Origin of the sequence: Rhizobium deserti (assembly GCF_004358025.1) — a bacterium.
Taxonomy (GTDB): domain Bacteria; phylum Pseudomonadota; class Alphaproteobacteria; order Rhizobiales; family Rhizobiaceae; genus Neorhizobium; species Neorhizobium deserti.
Genome location: NZ_SMTL01000002.1, coordinates 328,103 through 349,944 on the forward strand (window position 1 = coordinate 328,103; position 21,842 = coordinate 349,944).

Sequence of the window (21,842 nt, forward strand, 5' to 3'; positions counted from 1 at the left end):
GAAGACAACTTCGCAGAACAGCCCTTCCAACTGTTGCTTAACCCGGTCCAATCAACCGCAACTCTTGGGAGTAGCCAAACAGCAGCCGTTGCATTGGCAGCGCCACGGCTGATCTCAATTAGGCAGTTGACCTTGCTTTCCCGTGGACGTGCTCATGACTGCACCGCATAAGCCCATCGCTCAACTCCCGCCGTTCGATGCCGCTCGACTTGGGGCAGATCTAGACGCCTACCTTGCTGCAGCAGAGGGTGGCTTTACCGATATTCGGCCCAGCGCCGCCAAACGCATAGTTTGGGCCAATCCGGCGCTTCGCCAGCGGAGGCCGGTGGCACTGGTTTACGTGCATGGGTTTTCCGCAGCAGCCGAGGAAGTTCGGCCACTGCCCGACATGGTGGCCGCGGCGCTAGGTGCGAATCTATATTTCGCGCGGCTTTGCGGTCATGGGCGATCGTCGCAAGCCATGGGAGAAGCCAGCCTCGCGGGTTGGTTCGCCGATCTCGCGGAAAGCCTCAAGGTGGGTGAAGCGCTGGGTGAGCGCGTCGTCCTGATCGGAACGTCAACCGGAGCGTCGCTGATCACTGCAGCACTTGCGGACCCGACATTCAGCCACCGGATTACTGCCACCGTATTTCTTTCGCCCAACTACGGCATCAACAAACGGGGCGCCAGTCTGCTGACTCTGCCCTTCGCGGCCCTCATGATACGCCTGCTCCTAGGCCGAATCTACAGTTTCAAACCGGCCAATGCGGAACATGCGGCCCATTGGACGACCAGCTACCCATCATCGGCTCTGTTACCCATGGCGGCCTTGGTGAAGCTGGCCGTCAGCATTCCTGCGGAAGTTATCGGAACGCCTGCACTTTTTCTTTATTCGGCTCACGATCAAGTGGTGCGCCCGGACCAAGTGCGCCATGTGGCCAGCCGCTGGGGCGGTCGGCATGAGATTGTCGAGGTTGGCGAAACAGGCGACCCAAGCAACCACGTCATTGCAGGCGCAATTCTTTCGCCGCAGACGACAGTGCCCTTGGCAAGCCGCATTATCGATTGGCTCAGGACCGAGCTTTACCTCAGATGATCAGGTTGGCGAGAATTTCGTTGTCGGTAATGTCCTGGTAGCCGAGGCCTGCCGCTTCGAAACGCTCCAGCAATTGCGGGAAGTTTTCCGACCTGCTTGTTTCGATGCCGATCAGGATGGAGCCGAAATTGCGGGCGGACTTCTTCAGGTATTCGAAACGGGCGATATCGTCCTCGTCACCGAGAAGATTGAGAAAATCCCGCAGTGCGCCGGGACGTTGGGCCAGCCTGAGGATGAAATACTTCTTCAGGCCGGCATAGCGCATGGCCCGCTCCTTGACATCCGGCAAGCGCTCGAAATCGAAATTGCCGCCGGAGACAATGCAGACAATGGTCTTGCCAGCCAGCTTGTCCGGCCCCAGCAGTTCCAGAGCGGTGATCGAAAGTGCTCCGGCCGGCTCCAGCACCACCCCCTCGACATTGAGCATTTCGGTGATCGTCAGGCAGATGGCATTTTCTGGGACAAGCAGCACCTGCTCGGGAGAAAAGGACTTCAGCGCCTCGAAATTCATGTCGCCGATCCGCGCTACCGCAGCGCCATCAACAAAATTGTCCAGCTTCGGCAGCGTCACCGGGCGCCGTTCTTCCAGGCTCAGTTTGAGGCTCGGCGCGCCGGCCGGCTCAGTGAACAGGAAGTCCCGCGGTGAGATCCGGCCCTTCATATATCCGGTCAAGCCGGAAGACAAACCGCCGCCGCCGACGGGCATGATCATCAGGTCGGGCATGGTTTCTGCCGGCAGTTGATCGATGATCTCCGCAGCGACGGTTGCCTGCCCTTCAATGATGTCGAGATGATCGAAGGGCGGCACCAGGACCCCGCCGATCTTTTCCACATGCGCACGCGCCGCCGCATAGCACTGGTCAAAAATATCGCCGATCAGTCGGATGGTGATGAATTCGCCGCCGAACATACGGGTTTTATCGATTTTCTGCTGCGGCGTCGTTACCGGCATGAAGACCACGCCGGGCACCTGAAAATGCCGGCAGACGAAGGCGAAGCCCTGGGCGTGGTTGCCCGCAGACGCGCAAACGAAGGTCTGGTTGTCGGCCCCGTTCGCAATGACCTTGCGCAGGAAGTTGAAGGCGCCGCGGATCTTGTAGGAACGGACCGGCGACAGGTCCTCGCGCTTCAACCAAATCTCGGCGCCGTACCGACGGCTGAGATGCTCGTTCAACTGCAGCGGCGTTTCGGGAAAGATAGTCCGCATTGCCGCTCTGGCTTCGTCCACACCCTCTTTCGTCACGTCAGTCCGTCCGTTGATATCGAAAAGCGCTGCATCGGGGCAGCTGGAAATGCCTGGTGCGGACGACGGGGATCGAACCCGTATGACCGAGGTCGAGGGATTTTAAGTCCCTTGCGTCTACCAGTTTCGCCACGTCCGCATTGAGGGATTTCCGTAACTTGACGCAGATGCAAATGGAAGCCCCACGCAGCGGGAAAATTGCGAGGAGCAGATCCGTGGCAACTAGCGGAGCACTCCCTGCTCCCGACTTAACGCAAAGAAAAACCCTTGCTCCGGTAAGAGCAAGGGTTTTGAACTTATATGTTTCTACGAAAGGACTATGCCAAGAGCTGGAAGCGCGAAGGTGTGCCCATGGAAATCAAGCGCGACATGACACGACCCGCGCCCATGACTGCCTCAGCGACGCGCTCGACCTTGACCGCATCGCTCGTCGAAGCAACCGTGCCTTCAAGAACAATGTAGGTTCCCGTCATATCGACGACGACGTTGCTTGTATCCACCCCGTCCAGGTAGCTGATCTCGGCTTCCACGGCCATTCGATCACAAGAAACGCCGTGGTCAACGAGGTAGTTGAAGTGTGATGGGGTATATTGAGTACCACTTAAAAACATCGCCTTACTCCTTTGATGAACCCTAGATGAACAAGAATGTTATCTACCGTTCATGTGTCTCAATCAAGGCGCGGTTTGCCTCATTCTGGTTCAGGCGTTTGGCGCATCGCCTGGCGTTTCCCTCCCAAGCTACCTTGTCTCAATTTATCGCCTCAGCAAGCCTTCGCGCCGTCACCTTGCCCGATAGATCCGACGCACAAAAAGCGGGCGAACCATTCCCGACAAAACAAGACAGAGTGCGTTCATCGATCATTCAAGATGATCCCATTAGCTTTGTAATATTGCTTGGTCCGTTTCCTGAATAACTCAGGCATAGGTAACAATGATGGGGGTTTCTCGATGAATTTGAATTTTCCGATAACTGCGTGTGCAATCGTTCTGGCTTGCGTTTCTCTCGCAGGCTGTGTCAGCGACGGCGAAACCTATGACCACGGCCCGCGCTACCACCGGCCTTACGAAGCCGGCCCACGCGAAAGGCCGCGCTATGACCGCGGCGACAATGACCGGAACCATGAACGATGGGACCGCGATGGACGGCGCGGCCGCGACGGCTGGCGGGACCGTGACAACCGGCGAGACGACGGTGATGGCCGCCGCGGGCGCCGCTACTGGATGGAAGATAATGGCTGACGAGTAGCCAGCCTCTCTGGCAAAGAGGCCGCGGCTCTTTCAAGCTGCGGCTTTTTTCCGTCTCTTCTCGTTAGGCCGAGAGCTTGGCAGCCAGCTTGGCCACATGGGCGCCCTGGTATCTGGCGCCGTCCAGTTCCACCTGTGAGGGCTGACGCGAACCGTCGCCGTTGGCGATGGTCGAAGCTCCGTAAGGGGATCCGCCTTTTACTTCTTCCGTGCCCATCTGGCCGGCAAAAGCGTATGGCAGGCCGGCAACGACCATGCCGTGATGCAAGAAGGTCGGGATGAAGGAAAGTATGGTCGATTCCTGACCGCCGTGTTGCGTTGCGGACGAGGTGAAGACCGAACCGACCTTGCCGATTAGCTTCCCGTTGAACCACAGGCCGCCTGTCTGGTCCCAGAAATTGCGCATCTGCGAGGCGACTGTCCCGAAGCGTGTGCCGGCGCCAACAATAATGGCGTCGTATTCTGCCAGTTCGTCCACAGTGGCGATGGCAGCCTCCTGGTCCATCTTGTAATGAGAGGCCTTGGCTACTTCGTCTGGAACCAGTTCCGGCACGCGCCGCACAGTAACTTCTGCGCCTTCAGACTTCGCGCCCTCCGCAACGGCGCGGGCCATCGTTTCGATATGGCCATAAGCCGAGTAGTAAAGAACCAGAACCTTCGCCATGATCTTCTCCATTGATCGATATGTCTTCGCAGACCTTTGGGGCCTTTTGAACTCCGCATCTATCTACCGGTTTTGAGCGCCCCATGCAGCCCCGGTGCCCGTCGACGCAGTGTTCAGCATCTGGCTACGATATTTCTGTTGTGGTCACAGATCGATGACAGCTGCGCCGCTTCACCGAACAAAGAAATCGCTTCTGCCCGACTATGTTTGGGCTTAGGAATATCGCCTCCACGGAGGAAGTCATGCCTGAAGAGACCAATTCCCAAAGCTTACAATCATCCCTCGTCACCGCGGCCATTCTGGCGATCGGCGACGAGTTGCTGTCCGGCCGTACCAAGGACAAGAATATCGGTCACCTGGCCGAATTGCTGACGCTTGCCGGTATCGATCTCAAGGAGGTGCGAATCGTTTCCGACGAGGAACAGGCAATCATCGAGGCGCTCAACACCTTGCGCAGCCGCTACGACTACGTCTTCACGTCCGGCGGCATCGGCCCCACCCATGACGATATTACCGCCGATGCCGTTTCGAAGGCCTTCGGTGTTGCCTGCGTCCACGATCCGGACGCCATGCAACTGCTCGGCGAGATGTACAAGCGGCGGGAGATGGAGTTCACCGAGGCGCGCCAACGCATGGCGCGCATGCCTGAGGGATCGCGGCACATCCCCAACCCTGTTTCGACGGCGCCCGGCTTCATCATCGGCAATGTCTATGTCATGGCCGGTGTGCCTCAGGTCTTTCAGGCCATGGTGGACAATGTACTGCCCTTGCTTCGCACCGGCGCCAAGATGCTGTCGCGCGCACTGCCCTGCCCCTATGGCGAAGGCGATATCGGAACTCTGCTCGCGGGCGTCCAGAAGGCGCATCCGCAAACCAGTATCGGCTCCTACCCGAAATATGACGGGCAGCGCTTCTCGACGGAAATTGTCGTGCGGGCGCGCGATCAGCAGGCGCTCGATGCCGCCGCGGAAGCCGTTATCGATATGATCGCCGCCATAGACGCGACACGAGTGCAGCCTAACCCTACGGCAGAAGCCTGACCGGCGCGGTTCGCGCCGTCGGCCGACAGGCATCCGGCAGTCGGCGGCATTACAAGATGCGTTCTCAGGCGTTATATTCCAGACGCTCATAAGGGACATAACCATGGCGTACAAAACCATTCTCGCCGTTCTCGACACGCCCCAGAATGCCCGCCAGATCACCGATTTCGGAATGGCGCTGGCTGAACAATTTTCCGCCCACCTGATTGGCTGCCACGCGGAAACCCTGGCTGCAGTACCGCTAATCGCACCGATGGAAATTCCGGATCCGGCTGCCATGCAGGTCCTCCAGGAGGTGGCACAGAAGGAGACGGCAGAGGTTCAGCGGATGTTCGCCGACCAAGCCAGGCGTGAGGGTGTCTCCACTGAGTGGCGCAGTTTCATGTCATCGTCGGGCTATGGTGCGAGCACGGTGATGGAAACCGCCCGGACGGCCGACCTCATTCTTGCCAGCCAAAGCGATCCATCGCATGCCGATCATCGGGCGGATCTTGAAACCTTCCTATTCGAAAGCGGCCGGCCCATGCTGCTGATCCCCTACACGATGAAGCAGCCTCGCCCGATCAATCGCGTGCTGATTGCCTGGAACGGCTCGCGCGAAGCGGCGCGCGCTACGTTTGATTCGCTTCCCTTCCTTAAGGCTGCGGCCACTGTCGAAGTCCTGGTGGTCGACCCGCCGGACCGTGCCAACCAGAACTCGCAGCTCGCCGGCACCGAAATCGCCGCCGCACTTGCCCGCCACGGCGTCCAAGTCTCGGTCACCTCCCACGAAAGCGCCGGCGGTTCCCCAGCCCAGATCATAGACAGCCGCTTGTCAGACAAAGGTGTCGATCTGCTCGTCATGGGCGGCTACGGTCATTCACGCTGGTGGGAAATGCTGTTCGGCGGGGTGACGCGCAATATTCTCGATACGATGACGGCACCCACGCTGCTGTCGCGCTGAGCGGCCGGCACGCCGATCCTTGCCAGACGGCCAGGAATACCGCTATTAGCGAGGGCCAAGCATCTCTCGCTCACGGCAGTTTTCTTATGTCCCTACCCGAAAAAGCCTTTCCCGTTTCCTGGGACCAGTTTCATCGCGATGCCCGGGCCCTTGCCTGGCGGCTGGCGGGCCTCAACCAGAATTTCCACGCGATCGTCTGTATTACCCGCGGCGGCCTCGTGCCGGCAGCGATCATATCGCGCGAACTCAATATCCGGTTGATCGAAACCGTCTGCATCGCGTCCTACCACGACTACGTCAACCAGGGTGAGATGAACCTCTTGAAGGGAATCACTCCGGAGCTGAGCAAGGACGGTGGTGCCGGCGTATTGGTGGTCGACGACTTGACCGATACCGGCAAGACGGCATCCGAAGTGCGCGCCATGCTGCCAAAGGCGCATTTCGCCTGTGTTTACGCCAAGCCGTCCGGCGTGCCGATGATCGACACCTTCGTCACCGAGGTCAGCCAGGATACGTGGATCTATTTCCCTTGGGACATGGGCTTCACCTATCAGGAGCCGATCGCAAAGGGCGCCAAGGGCTGATTCTGCCCCGGAGTCCGGACTTGATCTCTGCCCGGCTGCATTAACGGCCGGGTCATCCACGCCTGATGCCACAAAATGCTTGTGTCGCAATTCGATACGGCTGATGCCTACGAAATCCGTGAACTGCGGCTTATCCTGGGGATCGGCAATCACAAAGATTTTCCTCAATCTGAGGACCTGGCTCGAAACGCGGCCGCAACTGCCTGAGAATCCTCAGCAATTTTTCATCCCCGTTATCCACAGCCAAAAACCACAATATCTTGTGGTTATAAATCCGTAACGATCTACGTCTTGACGAATCTGTCGGGGCGGTCGACATTGGCTGTCATGTTGCGGCGGCGACTGAACCGGGACCGACAAGGCCGGTTCCTTTTCGAGATGCTTGGAAACGACAAGTGGCGAGCCAGCTATGATAGATGGCCGCCAACGGCTTCTGCGCGCCTTCGATTGCCTGCCACAAACTGTGATTGGACTGGTGGAAAGAAACTGTTAATACTATATTTAGCGTTTGCAGCCACCATATAACACAAGATACAGGTCAGCATCCAAGATGATTCACCTGGACAAGAATTCGACCGGCTGCCCATGATGGAGAGCAGCCGGCGCTGATATGTGCGCCCTTTGACGGCGCCGAACTGACGAGGGATTAAGGCAATGCGCATCGAACGTCGTTTCACCAAGCCCGAGACCGGCGCCTATGGCGAAATCGAATTCCGCAAGGCGGTCAGCGAAATCCGCAATCCGGATGGCTCCATCGTCTTCCGACTGGCCGATATCGATGTCCCGGCACAGTTTTCTCAGGTTGCCACCGACGTTCTGGCGCAAAAGTATTTCCGCAAGGCCGGCGTGCCGAAAATCCTGAAGCGCGTCGAAGAAAACGACGTGCCCTCCTTCCTGTGGCGTTCGGTCGCCGACGAGAAGGCGCTGGCGGCCCTGCCTGAAAGCGAGCGCTACGGCTCTGAAACCGATGCGCGCCAGGTATTTTCGCGGCTTGCCGGGACCTGGACCTATTGGGGCTGGAAGGGCAGGTATTTTTCTTCGGAAGAAGATGCGGCAGCCTTTATGGACGAACTTGCCTATATGCTCGCCACCCAGCGCGTCGCGCCGAACTCGCCGCAATGGTTCAACACCGGCATGCACTGGGCCTACGGCATCGACGGCCCCGGCCAGGGCCATTTCTACATCGACCCCTTCACCGGCAAGCTTACCAAGTCCAGGTCGGCTTATGAGCATCCGCAGCCGCATGCCTGCTTCATTCAGTCTGTCGAGGACGACCTCGTCAACGAAGGCGGCATCATGGACCTCTGGGTCCGCGAGGCTCGCCTGTTCAAATACGGCTCCGGCACCGGTTCCAACTTTTCGATGCTGCGCGGCGAAGGCGAAAAGCTTTCCGGCGGCGGCCGCTCCTCCGGCCTGATGTCCTTCCTGAAGATCGGCGACCGGGCTGCTGGCGCCATCAAGTCCGGAGGCACGACCCGCCGTGCGGCGAAGATGGTTGTCGTCGATATCGACCATCCGGATATCGAGGAATATATCAACTGGAAGGTCAAGGAAGAGCAGAAGGTGGCGGCGCTCGTCACCGGGTCGAAGATCGTCTCGCGCCACCTGAAGGCGATCATGAAGGCCTGCGTCAACTGCGAGGCGGATGGCGACGATTGCTTTGACCCGAACAAGAACCCTGCGCTGAAGCGCGAAATCAAGGCCGCCAAGAAGGACCAGGTTCCGGAAAACTATGTTGGCCGGGTCATCCAGTTCGCCCGCCAGGGCTACAAGGACCTCGAGTTCAAGACCTATGACACCGACTGGGATTCGGAAGCCTACCTCACCGTGTCGGGGCAGAACTCCAACAACTCGGTCTCGCTGAAGGACGACTTCCTGAAGGCTGTTGAGAACGATGGCGACTGGAACCTGACCGCCCGCAAGGACGGCCGCGTGATGAAGACGCTGAAGGCCAAGGACCTGTGGGAACAGATCTCCTATGCCGCCTGGGCATCCGCCGATCCGGGCATCCACTTCAACACGACGATGAACGACTGGCATACCTCGCCGGCCGGTGGTCCGATCCGCGGCTCCAATCCGTGCTCGGAATATATGTTCCTCGACGATACCGCCTGCAACCTCGCTTCCATGAACCTCCTGCAGTTCAAGGACAAGGCGACCAAGCGCATCAACATTGCCGACTACGAACATGCGACCCGCTTGTGGACCGTCGTGCTCGAGATCTCGGTGATGATGGCGCAGTTCCCGTCGAAGCAGATCGCGGAACTCTCCTACCAGTACCGCACGCTCGGCCTTGGCTATGCCAATATCGGCGGCCTGCTGATGTCGTCCGGCATCCCCTACGATTCAGCCGAGGGCCGCGCCATTGCCGGAAGCCTGACCGCCATCATGACCGGCGTCTCCTATGCCACGTCGGCAGAAATGGCCTCCGAACTCGGTCCCTTCCCGAACTTCGCGCCCAACCGCGACAGCATGCTGCGCGTCATCCGCAACCATCGCCGCGCCGCCCATGGCGAAACTACCGGCTATGAACAGCTGTCGGTCAATCCTGTTGCGCTGATCCATTCGGAAAACCCGGATCAGGATCTGGTTGCCCATGCCAAGGCTGCCTGGGACAAGGCGCTCGAGCTCGGCCAGCAGCACGGCTACCGCAATGCCCAGGTCTCGGTCATTGCCCCGACCGGCACGATCGGCCTGGTGATGGATTGCGACACGACCGGCATCGAGCCGGACTTCGCGCTCGTCAAGTTCAAGAAGCTTGCCGGTGGCGGCTATTTCAAGATCATCAACGGTGCGGTTCCGGAAGCGCTCCGCACGCTCGGGTACACGGAAAGCCAGCTTGCCGAGATCGAGGCCTATGCGGTTGGCCACGGCAACATCAACCAGGCTCCGGGCGTCAATCCCGGCTCGTTGCGCGCCAAGGGCTTTTCCGACGAGAAGATCGCCGCCATCAACGGCGCCACCAAGGCCGCCTTCGACATCAAGTTCGTGTTCAACCAGTGGACGCTTGGCGCCGACTTCCTCAAGGGCACCCTGAAGGTCACCGACGAGCAGCTCGCCGACATGAGTTTTAACCTTCTCGAGCATATCGGCTTCTCGAAAAAGGAGATCGAGGCTGCCAATATCCATGTCTGCGGCGCGATGACGCTGGAAGGTGCGCCTTTCCTGAAGGACGAGCACCTGCCCGTCTTCGATTGCGCCAATCCCTGCGGCAAGATCGGCAAGCGTTACCTCTCGGTGGAAAGCCATATCCGCATGATGGCGGCTGCCCAGCCCTTCATCTCGGGGGCGATCTCCAAGACGATCAACATGCCGAACGATGCGACCGTGGAAGATTGCGGCGCCGCCTACATGCTGTCCTGGAAGCTGGCTCTGAAGGCCAACGCCCTTTATCGCGATGGCTCCAAGCTTTCGCAGCCGCTCAACGCCTCGCTGATCGATGAGGACGATGCGGAAGAGGCGGTCGAGGAACTGATGCAGCAGCCGATCGCCGCCCAGGCCGTAACGATCACCGAGAAGATCGTCGAACGTGTCGTCGAGCGGATGAGCCGCGAACGCGAAAAGCTGCCGAACCGCCGCCAGGGTTATACCCAGAAGGCCAATGTCGGCGGCCACAAGGTCTACCTGCGCACCGGCGAATTCGGCGATGGCCGAATCGGCGAGATCTTCATCGACATGCACAAGGAAGGCGCCGCCTTCCGCGCGATGATGAACAATTTCGCCATCGCCATCTCGCTCGGCCTGCAATACGGCGTGCCGCTGGAAGAATATGTGGAGGCCTTCACCTTCACCAAGTTCGAGCCGGCCGGCATCGTTACGGGCAATGACGCAATCAAGAATGCCACGTCGATCCTCGACTACGTGTTCCGCGAACTTGCCGTTTCCTATCTCGGCCGTCACGACCTGGCGCATGTCGACACGTCGGACTTTTCGCAGACGGCACTCGGCAAGGGCATCCAGGAAGGCAAGACCAACCTGGTTTCCACCGGCTGGACCCGCGGCTACAAGCCGACTTTGGTTTCCGGCACCGGAAGCGACCGGCTTGCCGGAAACGAGCCCAAGGGATCGGCCACCGCCGCCCCTGCCCGCGCATCGACCAATGTCACCTCCTTTGCAGGCTCCGCTGCCCGCAAGCTGGAAACGACGGTCGCCGTCTCGACTTCGGAAATCGTCGCCTTCAAGCGCGACTACGAGGAACGCGCCAAGGAATTCGTCGAGGAGATCGCAGAAGAGGTCGGCGACGCGAACGCCAACCTCGCCTCCGAAAGCGAGCAGGCCGCCACCGCGCTGTTCTCCGACAAGGCCGCAGCCGACGCCGCTGCCGCCAAGACGGAAGCCAAGAAGCTCGAAGCCGACCGGCGCATGAAGTCGATCATGCAGGGCTATACGGGCAATATGTGCTCCGAGTGCCAGAACTTCACCATGGTTCGCAACGGTACCTGCGAGAAGTGCGATACATGCGGCGCCACCAGCGGCTGCAGCTGATTGATTAATTAAAGCTTGTACGGTCGCTGTTGCCGCCCATAAAAAATCAGCCACCCCGAATGATTTCTTGAGGTGACCTCGTAGAGCTTACTACTCAGTAAAACAGATTTTCAGGCGGCTTAGCCGCCTGAAAATGCTTGAAGAACAAATAGTCAGCAAATTGGAGCGGCACCAGTCGTTAAAAAAAACGAGCGGATACCGCCATGCCAAGCGGTAGCTCCCTAGATAAGCATTCGGCCACTAAGCGGCCTAGCTGCTGGTCCGTCTCCAGAAGTTTAGATGCGAATGTTGTTGTGGAGATAGGTATGCCGTCGACCGCGATCCTAATCGGAAATGCAAGTTATGTGAACGCGAACGACCTATCCTGTTGCCGCGACGACGTTCTTGCAATGCGAGAGCTACTGGAAGCTACAAGCCGTTTCGACAAGATCATAGACTGCATAGATCTTGATGCTGATTCGATGCGCGACGCTGTACGAAACGCTCTTCCCCCGGAAGAGAAGCAAAACGAGGTGTTCTTCTTCTTTTCGGGCCACGGAGCACAGATCGAAAGCGAGTTCTATTACTGCGGCACTAAATTTGAATACAAACGCCCTAACGAAACTGGCGTCTCGCACTCGGATCTGCATGGTCTGTTCCGAGCCGCTTCCCCGACCACATTAGTGGTAGTTATCGACGCATGCTATTCAGGCACGCCTTTGGTAAAGCAGGAACTCCCACCGCCGCCTCTTGTGAAGGACGGGTTCCGGAACGTGTTCCAGTTTTCCTCGTCGATGAATGACCAGACCTCCATGGGCGGAGTGCCTCTGAGCGACTACACCCGCGCGTTTATTGAGGCGAGTATCCGTAAGACTGAGGGCGCAATTTATTACACCGATTTGTCAAACACTCTGCGTGATAACTTCTTACAGAATGATGGCCAGACGCCATTCTTTGTCTATCAAGGCACTGGTCGCGAGACGTTGGTCGATGATGCCAAGACGCTAGATGGTTTTCGAGCGCGAATGACAGCGCACCTAAACTTGCCTGACACAGGAGTACATGACACGTCCACCGAAGATGTCTCCGCCTCTGACGGTGCATCGAACAGCCAAGCCCCCGTGGACGCGCGTTCTCCGATGCAGCTAATCTTAGCCGCAGAAGAAAAGATCGGATCGCCGACGCAGATGAAGGATTTGATAGGTCGTCTTTTCGATGGTTTGAAAGCGAGGCTCGGCGCTCCACAGTTTACGGAACTCTTCGATACCGAGGTTAGCGAGCGCTCCCGATATACCGAGCCTACAAGCGAAGAATTCATGATCCGTGTCTTATCTCGCGAGAACCGGCCTGACCGTCTGGTCACTGCGGAAATAAAACTGGAAAAGCGTAGAGCTAACCCTTGGGCCTCGGCAAGCGCGGGAATAATTGCGGCAATCAATCAAGATTACACCGAGCACTTCAACCTTGAATTAAACTGCTCTTTGGAGCGAGCGCAATTGACGATCAGCCTGACACCAAAGTTCAGGATACTTAAGCGCCTTGTGCTGGTGGTGAGTTGTGCGCCAAGCCTTGAGCACTGCTATGTTTTTGAAGTGGTCGTCAAACACCCGAGAACGGACTGGGACGCGTTCAGCACCGATGGGGAAGAAGTGGTGAAGAGATGGTACAAGTTGGAATGGGACGCCGAGACAGCGTCGCTTATAGATAAGGTATATGATGGCCTCATCTCGGCCGTAAAGAACCACATTGGCGAGACAACCCAACGCCTGACTGATGGTTAACAATGTACTGACTGAAGAGAGGCACCCTGCCCGCTACCGATCGCATTGAAGCCATGAACACAGGTGAAACTGAAGCCAATGCGCATGCCAGTTAAAAACTTGCCGCGGATGCCGGAATGTAGTCTCGGTTCGCATACCGCAGGTGAACGTTATCTGTAAGAGCGCTAGTCTGACCTAGGGATATGTTTTAAGACGATACAGCTTCCACCAATGGCTCGGGCCTTCCCATGCAGGCTAGATATCGGGAGACGAGAAGCCTATCAGTTCCCGCCCGGGCGGTGCTGCCCGGGCAGGTCTCCATTACAGCCAACCAGCTGGCCCCCCCAACCCGCTGCTTTCATCGCACCCGCCTTATGCGCGGCTGCGATACGCATCGGACATATCGGCGAGCTGCGGCAGGCCGCCGATCAGCTTGTCGAGCGTAATCGGGTAATGCCGTACGCGCACGCCGCTGGCATTGTAGATGGCATTGGCGATTGCCGCCGATACGCCGCATAGGCCGAGTTCGCCTACGCCCTTCGCCTTCATCGGCGATGACATCGGGTCGGTCTCGTCCATGAAGATCACGTCCTGATGCGGAATGTCCGCATGGACGGCCACTTCATAGCCGGCCAGGTCGTGATTGACGAAGAAGCCCCTGCGGGTATCGACGGCGAGTTCTTCCGAAAGCGCTCCGCCCGCCCCCATGGTCATGGCGCCGATCACCTGGCTGCGCGCCGTGATCGGGTTGAGAATGCGGCCGGCGGCACAGACGGCCAGCATCCGGCGGATGCGGCTTTCGCCGGTGGCAATGTCGACGCCGACTTCGACGAAATGGGCACCGAAGGTCGATTGCTGGTGGGTCTTGGTGAGGTCGCCCCATTCGATCTTGTCTTCGCCCACCAGGCCGTCTGCCCCTGCCGCCTCGGCAAGCGGCACGGAACGGTTGCCGGATCTCACTTCGCCATTTTCGAAGACGACGTCGGCCGAATTGAAGCCGAGCTTGGCGGCCACCGCCTCGCGCAGCTTGACGCAGGCGGCATAAACACCCGAGGTGGAGGAATTAGCGCCAAACTGTCCGCCGGAACCGGCCGAAACGGGAAAGCGCGAATCGCCGAGATGCACGGCCACCTTGTTCATGCCGATGCCCATCATCTCGGCGGCGGTTTGCGCGATGATCGTGTAGCTGCCAGTGCCGATATCGGTCATGTCGGTCTCGACCGTGACGACGCCCTGGCTGTCCAGCCGCACTCGCGCCCCGGAGGGAAGCACGAGATTGTTGCGGAATGCGGCAGCAACGCCCATGCCGATCATCCAATTTCCTTCACGACGGGCGCCGGGCCGCTCCCGCCCGCTCCATCCGAAGCGATCGGCGCCGAGCTTCAGGCAGCCGACCAGGTCGCGATGGGAAAAGGGCCGCTCCGGCTTTTCGGGATCCACCTGCGTGTCGTTGACGATCCGGAACTCGATCGGATCCATGCCGAGCTTTTCGGCCATTTCGTCCATGGCGATTTCCAGCGCCATGAGGCCGGGCGCCTCGCCCGGCGCCCGCATGGCATTGCCCTCGGGAAGATGCAGCGTCGCCAGACGCATGGCCGTCATGCGGTCGGCGCCGGCGTAAAGCAGGCGGGTCTGGCTTGCCGCCGTCTCCAGCTGGCCGCCGGGCTGGTCGCCCGACCAGCTTTCGTGCGCAATCGCCGTGATCCTGCCGTCGCGGCCCGCGCCGATGCGGATGCGCTGGATGGTTGCCGGGCGGTGGGTGGTGTTGTTCATGATGAAGGGCCGCGGCAGCGCGACCTTGACCGGCCGGCTGGCGGCCTTCGCTCCAAAGGCGGCAAGCACCGCATCTGACCGCAGAAACAGCTTGCCGCCGAAACCGCCGCCGATAAACGGCGACATCAGGTGGATCTTTTCCTTGTCCACGCCGAGCGTGGTGGCGAGGTCCGACCGCCACCAGTCGATCATCTGGCTCGAGGTCCAGACCGTCAGTTCCTCGCCGTTCCAGGCGGCCAGGGAGGCATGCGGCTCCATCATCGCATGCGACTGATCCGGCGTCTCGTAGGACTGTTCCAGGGTGACGGCAGCGGCCTTGAAAGCCGCCTCAAAATTTCCGACCGCCGTGTCCGGCTCCTGCGAATCGTCCGGTTTCGCCGCGCCGGCCATGGCCTCCCTGAGGTCGAAGGCACCCCTCTCCTCGGCATATTCCACCTTGACGAGCCCGGCTGCCGCGCGTGCCTGTTCAAAGGTTTCCGCGACCACCACGGCGATCGCCTGGTGATAGTGCTGGATCTCGTCGCCGCCGAACAGATTGACGGTGTTGAACTTGCCCTTTTCGCGCCGCCCCACATCGAGCGTGGTGACGACCGCAAGCACACCGGGTGCGCGCTTTGCGGCGGAAACATCCATGGCGGTGATCCGGCCCTTGGCAATCGCAGCACCGACGGGATAGCCGTAGACATAGGGCAGATTGGCGTCATGCCATTCATAGGCATACATGGCCCGTCCGGTCGTCTTGAGTTCCCCGTCGATGCGGTGGATGGGCTGACCGACGACCTTGAGCTGATCAATCGGATTGGTGGTTGCTGGCTTGTCGAACTGCATGGCTCAACCCCTTGCTTCTGCGATCACGGCACCGAGCGTCCGCTCGACGAGATCGATCTTGAATCGGTTCTGCTCGGTTGGCCGCGCGTCAGCGAAAAGCGCCGAGGCTGCAGATCGAGCGCCACGAGAGAGTTCCGCATCGGCCCCCTCCACTCGCCAGGGCTTGTGGGCAACGCCGCCGACCGCGACACGGCCAGTTCCGTCCAGCTGGATGACGGCGCCGACCGAAACGATGGCAAACGCATAAGAAGCGCGATCGCGGACCTTGCGGTAGATCTGCCTGCCGCCCACCGGCGGCGGCAGAACGACGGCGGTGATCAATTCGCCCTGCTCCAGCACGGTTTCGATATGCGGTGTCTCGCCCGGAAGCCGGTGGAAGTCGGCAATCGGAATGGCGTGATGGCTGCCATCGGGCTTGACGGTTTCCACAACGGCGTCCAGCGCCCGCATGGCAATCGCCATATCGCTCGGATGCGTGGCGATACAGGCGTCGCTGACGCCGACCACTGCGTGCTGGCGGCTGAAGCCGCCGATGGCGGAACAGCCGCTGCCGGGCTGGCGCTTGTTGCACGGCTGGTTGGTGTCGTAGAAGTAGGGACAGCGCGTCCGCTGCAGAAGATTGCCAGCCGTAGTGGCGACATTGCGAAGCTGGCCCGAAGCCCCGGCCACCAGCGCCCGCGACAGAAGGCCGTAGTCACGGCGAACCGTTTCATGCGCGGCAAGGTCCGTATTGCGGACCAGGGCGCCGATCCGCAAGCCTCCTTCGGCCGTCGGCTCGATCGTATCGAGACCCAGACCGTTGACGTCGATCAGATGCGTCGGCGTCTCGATCTCGAGCTTCATCAGGTCGAGGAGATTGGTGCCGCCGGCAATAAATTTTGACTGGCGGTTGGATGAAGCCGCGTTGGCTGCAGCCTCCACGGAGGAGGCGCGCTCGTAGGTGAAGGCTCTCATGCTTTTGTCCCAGCGACTTCGACAATGGCATCGACGATGTTGGAATAAGCCCCGCAGCGACAGAGATTTCCGCTCATCCGCTCGCGGATTTCCGCCTCGGTGATCTGTGTCTGAGTGGTTAGGTCGCCGGTGACATGGCTGGGGATATTCGCCCTGATCTCCTCCAGCACGGCGACGGAGGAACAGATCTGTCCCGGAGTACAGTAGCCGCATTGAAACCCGTCATGCTTGACGAAGGCGGCCTGCATCGGATGAAGGTTTCCCGGCTCGCCGAGGCCCTCGATCGTGGCGATCCGGTCGCCTTCGTGCATCACCGCGAGCGTCAGACAGGAATTGACGCGCCGGCCGTCGACCATGACGGTGCAGGCGCCGCATTGGCCATGGTCGCAGCCCTTCTTGGTGCCGGTCAGGTGGAGGTGTTCGCGCAAGGCATCCAGCAGCGTCGTGCGATTGTCCAGGTCAAGGTCGCGGCTTGCACCGTTGACGGTGAAGGACACTTTCGTCGTATGGTTCATTGAAGCTCCCGCAGGCTGGGCCGCCGCTCCGCCGGCGACTCCGGTAACCGCGACAGCCGCGGCTGACGAAACAAGTAGGTTCCGCCGCGAGATTTCAAGCGTAATCGCGCTTTGCATATCGAGTTCCACTTCTTCGAGAAAGATCAACTGGCAGCAGGCTGAGCGGTAATCTAGCGCAGGCACGGGTATTGATTAGCCTCCGCCTGATGCATGCTCTTATTCATCTGGTTCATGAATGGAGCAGAACGCCGGCGCGCCATGGCACCACGTCTCAGTTGCGATGGCGCAAGGCATCCAGCACGGCGACGAATGCGGGCGAGGATTGCCGCCGGCTCGGATAATAAAGGTGGTATCCGTCCCAGTAAGGCGAGTATGTCTGAAGGACGCGCACAAGCCGGCCCTCCTCGACATAGGGCAGGACGATCTCCTCCGGGATATAGGCGAGCCCGAAACCGTCGAGGGCCGCGTCGAGCGCGCTGAAGATGTTGTTGAAGGCAAGCTGACCGTCGACGCGGATCTTCAACTGACGACCATTGTCTTCAAACTCCCAGGCATAAAGGCCCCCGGCGCTCTGAAGCCGGAAGTTGATGCAGTTGTGTTGAACAAGCTCATTGGGATGGAGCGGCGTCGGGCGGCTTGAGAGATAGCTGGGGGCACCGACAACCGCGAGACAGAAGTCCGGGCCGATCCGCGCTGAGATCATGTCTTTGGCCAGTTGCTCGCCCATTCGCACACCGGCATCGAACCGTTCGCTGACAATGTCCGTCAAGCCGTTGTCGAGCACCAGTTCCATCTTGATGTCCGGGAACCGGGGAAGGAAGTCCTTCAACTTCGGCCAAAGGACGTGCTTGATGGCATAATCGCTTGCCGAGATCCTGATCGTTCCCGCCGGCCTGTCGCGCAGCTCGTTCAGCGCATCGACCTGTGCCTCGATCTCATCAAACTGTGGCCCTATCCCCTTGAGTAGCTGTTCGCCCGCCTCGGTGAGAGAAACAGCCCGCGTCGTGCGGGTCAGCAGCCTGACGCCGAGCTTCTTTTCAAGAGAGCTAACCGTATGGCTGAGGGCAGATTGAGAGACGCCTATTCTGGCTGCAGCCCTGGTAAAACTTTGCTCGCGGGCGACGGCGATGAAGGCCAGCAGGTCACTGATATTATCGCGTGCCAATCATGAGCCCCTTGCATGTGGAGCGTCAGATTGTAGCGTGACGGAGTTCGAAAGCCACTGTGAGCTTATCACGAGTACGACAGATCATCGCGGTCCAGGCTCGGCTTGAGGTTCTGTCGCCAAACGGAATGTCGCTGGGGCTTGTTCAAGTTCGCAGCCCAAGAAAACGCAACCGGCAATCGCTTCACTGCGTCATGCACAGCTCCAAGCCTGTGGTGTCAGCCGGCAAGCCTATAGCTGACCTCGTCGTTGCTGTCTGGAAACATGGCCGCGAGCACCGAGGTGAGCTTGTCCAGCCGATAGGGCTTTGCAAAAAAGCGAGCATTACCGGGAAGATCGGCGTCATCGAACAGATGTCCCCCGGACGCAACAATGGTGGGGATTTCGCGGCAGTTTGCATGCAGGGCACGGACAAGGTCGAGGCCGCTCAATCCACCGGGCATGTCGACATCGGTGATCAGCGCGTCGACCCGGTTTCTGCCCAGTAATCCAAGCGCCTCCAGAACGGTCTCCGCTTCCAGCACCCGATAACCCTCGTCTTGAAGGGCATCTGCAAGCATCATGCGGATCAGCATCTCGTCTTCGACGATGAGCACGGTACGCGAATACATTTCCATGGCCGTCTCCACTCTGGTTACACGCTAAACTCACCTGTCCAGATTCAGATCGCCCCCTGCTGATCAGTATTTGCGAACAAACTTAATAAAATGCCAATGATCGCGACAAGACGCCGGAAACCACCTGGCGCGGGCGAGCCCGTCTCTATCGTAAGTATGCGCTCCGCATTGGCCGGCGCAGTCGAGGGCCAAAGATCTGAGCTTGGCTACGTTTTACAATTCCATCTGCTTGCTGCTTGCCGCATGGCGTCTGCATAGCCATCTTCGGCTGCCATTCCCGAATTCATAAAAGCAGCACATAATCGATGTTCCATTTCATTCTCGGTCTTCCCTGGCTCGTTGTCCTCGTCAGGTTTCTCCTTCCGCTTCCCTGGCTCCTGCCCGCCAAGATCCTGGTTGCGGGACTGCTGCTTGTTGCGAGCCAGCACCTCTTGATCAATCGGATCTCGTCGGGTTCAGTCTTTGCGCCGGAATATCCACGGCCGCTCATCATCCTCTTCACCCTGCTGTTCGGAGCAACTGTCTTGCTTGCGGTATTCCAGATCGCGCTTGACCTTGTTTCTCTTGTTGTCGCGCTCGCCAATGGCCGCTTCCCGCTCATCCCGATCGAGCTGCGCTATGCAATGGCGATTGCAGCATTCGGCTTGGCAGCCTTTGGCGTCAGCCAGGCTGTCCGGGTTCCACCGGTCAAGAATATCGAGCTCGCGATTGCAGGACTCCCGGCAGAATTCGACGGGTACCGGCTGCTGCAATTGACGGACCTTCATATCAGCCGGCTGTTTCCCGGATCCTGGGCAGAGGAGGTCGTTGCCCGCTCCAATTTGCTAGGCGTCGACCTGATCGCCATCACAGGCGACTTCATCGATGGCAGTGTCGACAACCGCCGAGCCGATATCGCGCCGCTCGCCAAGCTGCAGGCGCGTGACGGGGTTTACGGCATTCCCGGCAACCATGAATATTTCTTCGGCTACGACGAGTGGATGAAACATGACGAGAGCCTGGGCGTCCGGATGCTGACCAACCGCCATGTGGTGATCAGGCGCGGCGAGGCCGAGATGGTCCTTGCAGGCGTCACCGATCAGGCCGCTGCGGGAAGTCGGTATCCTGCGCCGGATCTTGGTGCCGCCCTGACGGGCGCACCGGCGGGCGCACCTATCATCCTTCTCGACCACCAGCCGCGCATGGCGCCGCGAGCGGCAGAAGCAGGTATCGCCGTGCAGCTTTCGGGGCACACCCATGGCGGCATGATCAGGGGGCTCGACCTCCTCGTTGCGCGCGGCAATAACGGCTACGTTTCGGGCCTTTACCGGGTGGGCGGCATGCAGCTCTACGTCAACAACGGAACAGGGCTTTGGCCGGGCTTTGCGCTCCGCCTTGGCAGACCATCGGAATTGACGGTGATCACGCTCCGGCGCAAATGATAACGCAGATCTGATCAAGACTACGACTTGGAGAGGTTAGCTCAGCCGGCGTGTGTTCTGTTTGGCGCCATACGGGTGGTCGTGACAAGCGCGGCAGCCATAAACCCGATCACCCAGCTGACCCAAGCCAGAAGTTCCGAAAGGGTAACGACAAACGGCAGGACGAGCATGACCACGGCGAAGACGGCATCCAGAGCCAGATGCGCTGGCACTGTCAGGACCGGCTTCCAGCCGAGCTCGTAATCCGTCAGCAGCGAATAGATGATGGCGAGCAGACCGAAGAGGATAAAGGCCCAAAAGCCTGACCCCTCAGTTCCCGAGATGAAGGCGAGCAGGATCATGCCGATACCGACGATATAGTCGGCGACGCCATGCACGAGCGTCGGTACGAATCTCATGGCGTATCTCCTGAAATCGAGAATTCTTAGGCTGTCAAATGGTCCGTAACGTCGGCAAGTCGAGTTGCTGCCGTTATTTATCCACAACAGCCTCAGCGCCCGCCGCCTTTCAGCCTTGGCAGCAACCGGCTTGCCGCCAGCACCGCCATGCCAGCCCCTGCAACGATCATCCGCGCGCCGGTCGCGCTGATCGAGCCCACGGAACCTGACGACTCGGCAGAAAAACGCCCTTCGTTGACACCTTCGTCCAGATCCACCGGCTCGAAGAGATTGTCCTTGCGCGATAACGGCACCGCGCCGGAGTCCAGCTGCCCGTCATAGGCCTGCGAAGCTGCCATGCGGTCCGTCAGCCCGGGCATGGCCATTCCGCCGATAATGGTCTTGACGGTGGGCATTCCGATCCACAGCTCGCGCGGGGCGCTGAGTGCTCCATGATAGATCTCTTCTGCAATGGCTTCGGGTGCAAAAACGGGGGCTACGGGTCTCGGCTGGCGGTCCATCTTGCAGCGCGCCCAGCTGAATTGCGGCGTATTGACCGCCGGCAGATGCACCATGGTCAGCTTGACCGGCGAGTTGTCATGCAACAGTTCGCAACGAAGCGAATCCACAAATCCACGGGTGGCGGATTTCGCCCCGCAATAGGCGGCCTGCAGCGGAATAGACCGATAGGCCAGCGCTGAACCGATGCAAATGATCGTGCCGCGTCCGCGTTCGCTCATGTGGCGCAATGCTGTCAGCGTCCCGTGCACCTGACCAAGATAGGTCACCTCGGTCACTCTCTTGTATTCCTCGGGAGTAGCGTCTTCGGCTCGCCCGAAAACAGTCACCATGGCATTGTTGATCCAGAAATCTATTCCGCCCCAGGCAGCCGTCACCTGATCGGCCGCGCGACGGACAGCCGCCGCATCCGCCACATCGGTCGGCAGCACCATGGCTTCACCGCCGAGTGCCCTTACCTCGGCTGCCACCGAATCCAGACGTCGGCGCCCACGCGCCAGAAGCGCCACCCGCCATCCTCTCCGTGCAAAAGAATGCGCTACGGCGCGGCCGACGCCCGCCGAGCCACCGGTGATCACGACTGTTCGTCTTGCCAGGGGTTTTCTCATCTCATGCCTCCGCTGATCAGTAGCTTGGCTCGCTAAACGTGCAGA

19 protein-coding genes and 1 tRNA gene are annotated in these 21,842 nt (G+C 59.6%); 9 read left to right on the forward strand and 11 right to left on the reverse strand.

The window, feature by feature from the left end:
- Nucleotides 1–154 precede the first annotated feature (154 nt).
- Nucleotides 155–1,075, forward strand: coding sequence for an alpha/beta hydrolase (locus E2F50_RS07945; protein ID WP_133315614.1), 921 nt, complete (start codon nt 155–157; stop codon nt 1,073–1,075).
- Here E2F50_RS07945 and ilvA read toward each other — a convergent pair.
- From ilvA to E2F50_RS07960, 3 genes are all read right to left on the reverse strand, one after another.
- Nucleotides 1,068–2,282 carry a threonine ammonia-lyase gene (gene ilvA / locus E2F50_RS07950; RefSeq protein WP_245515378.1) on the reverse strand — a complete coding sequence of 405 codons (1,215 nt, stop codon included), beginning with the start codon at nt 2,280–2,282 and terminating at the stop codon, nt 1,068–1,070. The two genes, E2F50_RS07945 and ilvA, sit on opposite strands and share 8 nt — an antisense overlap.
- Nucleotides 2,283–2,372: 90 nt before the next feature.
- Nucleotides 2,373–2,457, reverse strand: a tRNA-Leu gene (locus E2F50_RS07955).
- A gap of 178 nt (nt 2,458–2,635) precedes the next feature.
- Complete coding sequence (locus E2F50_RS07960; RefSeq protein ID WP_133315616.1) at nt 2,636–2,929, reverse strand: BON domain-containing protein; 294 nt, start codon at nt 2,927–2,929, stop codon at nt 2,636–2,638.
- Between the two features lie 26 nt (nt 2,930–2,955).
- Between E2F50_RS07960 and E2F50_RS07965 the strand changes: the two genes are divergently transcribed.
- Both E2F50_RS07965 and E2F50_RS07970 read left to right on the forward strand, forming a co-directional pair.
- Entirely contained in the window at nt 2,956–3,234 is a 279-nt protein-coding gene (locus tag E2F50_RS07965) for a hypothetical protein (RefSeq protein WP_133315617.1), read from the forward strand.
- Between the two features lie 34 nt (nt 3,235–3,268).
- Nucleotides 3,269–3,559: a hypothetical protein gene (locus E2F50_RS07970; protein WP_133315618.1), complete on the forward strand. Its 291-nt coding sequence runs from the start codon at nt 3,269–3,271 to the stop codon at nt 3,557–3,559.
- 70 nt (nt 3,560–3,629) lie between these two features.
- Here E2F50_RS07970 and wrbA read toward each other — a convergent pair whose 3' ends face one another.
- Nucleotides 3,630–4,229, reverse strand: coding sequence for an NAD(P)H:quinone oxidoreductase type IV (gene wrbA / locus E2F50_RS07975; protein WP_133315619.1), 600 nt, complete (start codon nt 4,227–4,229; stop codon nt 3,630–3,632).
- 242 nt (nt 4,230–4,471) lie between these two features.
- Here wrbA and E2F50_RS07980 point away from each other — a divergent pair, with 242 nt between their 5' ends.
- The 5 genes from E2F50_RS07980 (at nt 4,472) to E2F50_RS08000 (ending at nt 13,041) form a co-directional block, all read left to right on the forward strand.
- Nucleotides 4,472–5,269: a competence/damage-inducible protein A gene (locus E2F50_RS07980; protein WP_133315620.1), complete on the forward strand. Its 798-nt coding sequence runs from the start codon at nt 4,472–4,474 to the stop codon at nt 5,267–5,269.
- 103 nt (nt 5,270–5,372) lie between these two features.
- Nucleotides 5,373–6,212, forward strand: a complete 840-nt coding sequence (locus E2F50_RS07985) for a universal stress protein (RefSeq protein WP_133315621.1) — start codon at nt 5,373–5,375, stop codon at nt 6,210–6,212.
- Between the two features lie 86 nt (nt 6,213–6,298).
- The gene (gene gpt / locus E2F50_RS07990) at nt 6,299–6,796 is read left to right on the forward strand and encodes a xanthine phosphoribosyltransferase (protein ID WP_133315622.1); all 498 of its coding nucleotides are present in this window, start codon (nt 6,299–6,301) and stop codon (nt 6,794–6,796) included.
- Between the two features lie 654 nt (nt 6,797–7,450).
- Nucleotides 7,451–11,281 carry a vitamin B12-dependent ribonucleotide reductase gene (locus tag E2F50_RS07995; RefSeq protein WP_133315623.1) on the forward strand — a complete coding sequence of 1,277 codons (3,831 nt, stop codon included), beginning with the start codon at nt 7,451–7,453 and terminating at the stop codon, nt 11,279–11,281.
- Nucleotides 11,282–11,586: 305 nt separating this feature from the next.
- A complete protein-coding gene (locus E2F50_RS08000) occupies nt 11,587–13,041 on the forward strand; it encodes a caspase family protein (protein ID WP_161974057.1) in 1,455 nt (484 codons plus the stop codon).
- Nucleotides 13,042–13,392: 351 nt separating this feature from the next.
- Here the strand turns inward: E2F50_RS08000 and paoC are convergent, their stop codons facing one another.
- From paoC to E2F50_RS08025, 5 genes are all read right to left on the reverse strand, one after another.
- Nucleotides 13,393–15,621 (reverse strand): aldehyde oxidoreductase molybdenum-binding subunit PaoC, encoded by a 2,229-nt coding sequence (gene paoC, locus E2F50_RS08005; protein ID WP_133315625.1) that lies wholly within the window; start codon nt 15,619–15,621, stop codon nt 13,393–13,395.
- Between the two features lie 3 nt (nt 15,622–15,624).
- Nucleotides 15,625–16,575 (reverse strand): FAD binding domain-containing protein, encoded by a 951-nt coding sequence (locus E2F50_RS08010; protein ID WP_133315626.1) that lies wholly within the window; start codon nt 16,573–16,575, stop codon nt 15,625–15,627.
- The gene (gene paoA, locus E2F50_RS08015; RefSeq protein WP_133315627.1) at nt 16,572–17,207 is read right to left on the reverse strand and encodes an aldehyde dehydrogenase iron-sulfur subunit PaoA; all 636 of its coding nucleotides are present in this window, start codon (nt 17,205–17,207) and stop codon (nt 16,572–16,574) included. The genes E2F50_RS08010 and paoA overlap by 4 nt, the downstream gene beginning before the upstream one ends.
- A 154-nt stretch (nt 17,208–17,361) precedes the next feature.
- Nucleotides 17,362–18,255, reverse strand: a complete 894-nt coding sequence (locus E2F50_RS08020; protein ID WP_133315628.1) for a LysR family transcriptional regulator — start codon at nt 18,253–18,255, stop codon at nt 17,362–17,364.
- A 218-nt stretch (nt 18,256–18,473) separates the two neighbouring features.
- A complete protein-coding gene (locus tag E2F50_RS08025; protein ID WP_245515342.1) occupies nt 18,474–18,872 on the reverse strand; it encodes a response regulator in 399 nt (132 codons plus the stop codon).
- A 305-nt stretch (nt 18,873–19,177) separates the two neighbouring features.
- Between E2F50_RS08025 and E2F50_RS08030 the strand changes: the two genes are divergently transcribed.
- A complete protein-coding gene (locus E2F50_RS08030) occupies nt 19,178–20,293 on the forward strand; it encodes a metallophosphoesterase (RefSeq protein ID WP_133315629.1) in 1,116 nt (371 codons plus the stop codon).
- A 41-nt stretch (nt 20,294–20,334) separates the two neighbouring features.
- On the opposite strand, the gene E2F50_RS08035 is transcribed toward E2F50_RS08030, so the two are convergent.
- Nucleotides 20,335–20,691, reverse strand: coding sequence for a hypothetical protein (locus tag E2F50_RS08035; RefSeq protein WP_133315630.1), 357 nt, complete (start codon nt 20,689–20,691; stop codon nt 20,335–20,337).
- 92 nt (nt 20,692–20,783) lie between these two features.
- The gene (locus tag E2F50_RS08040) at nt 20,784–21,797 is read right to left on the reverse strand and encodes an SDR family oxidoreductase (protein ID WP_133315631.1); all 1,014 of its coding nucleotides are present in this window, start codon (nt 21,795–21,797) and stop codon (nt 20,784–20,786) included.
- Nucleotides 21,798–21,842: the final 45 nt, after the last annotated feature.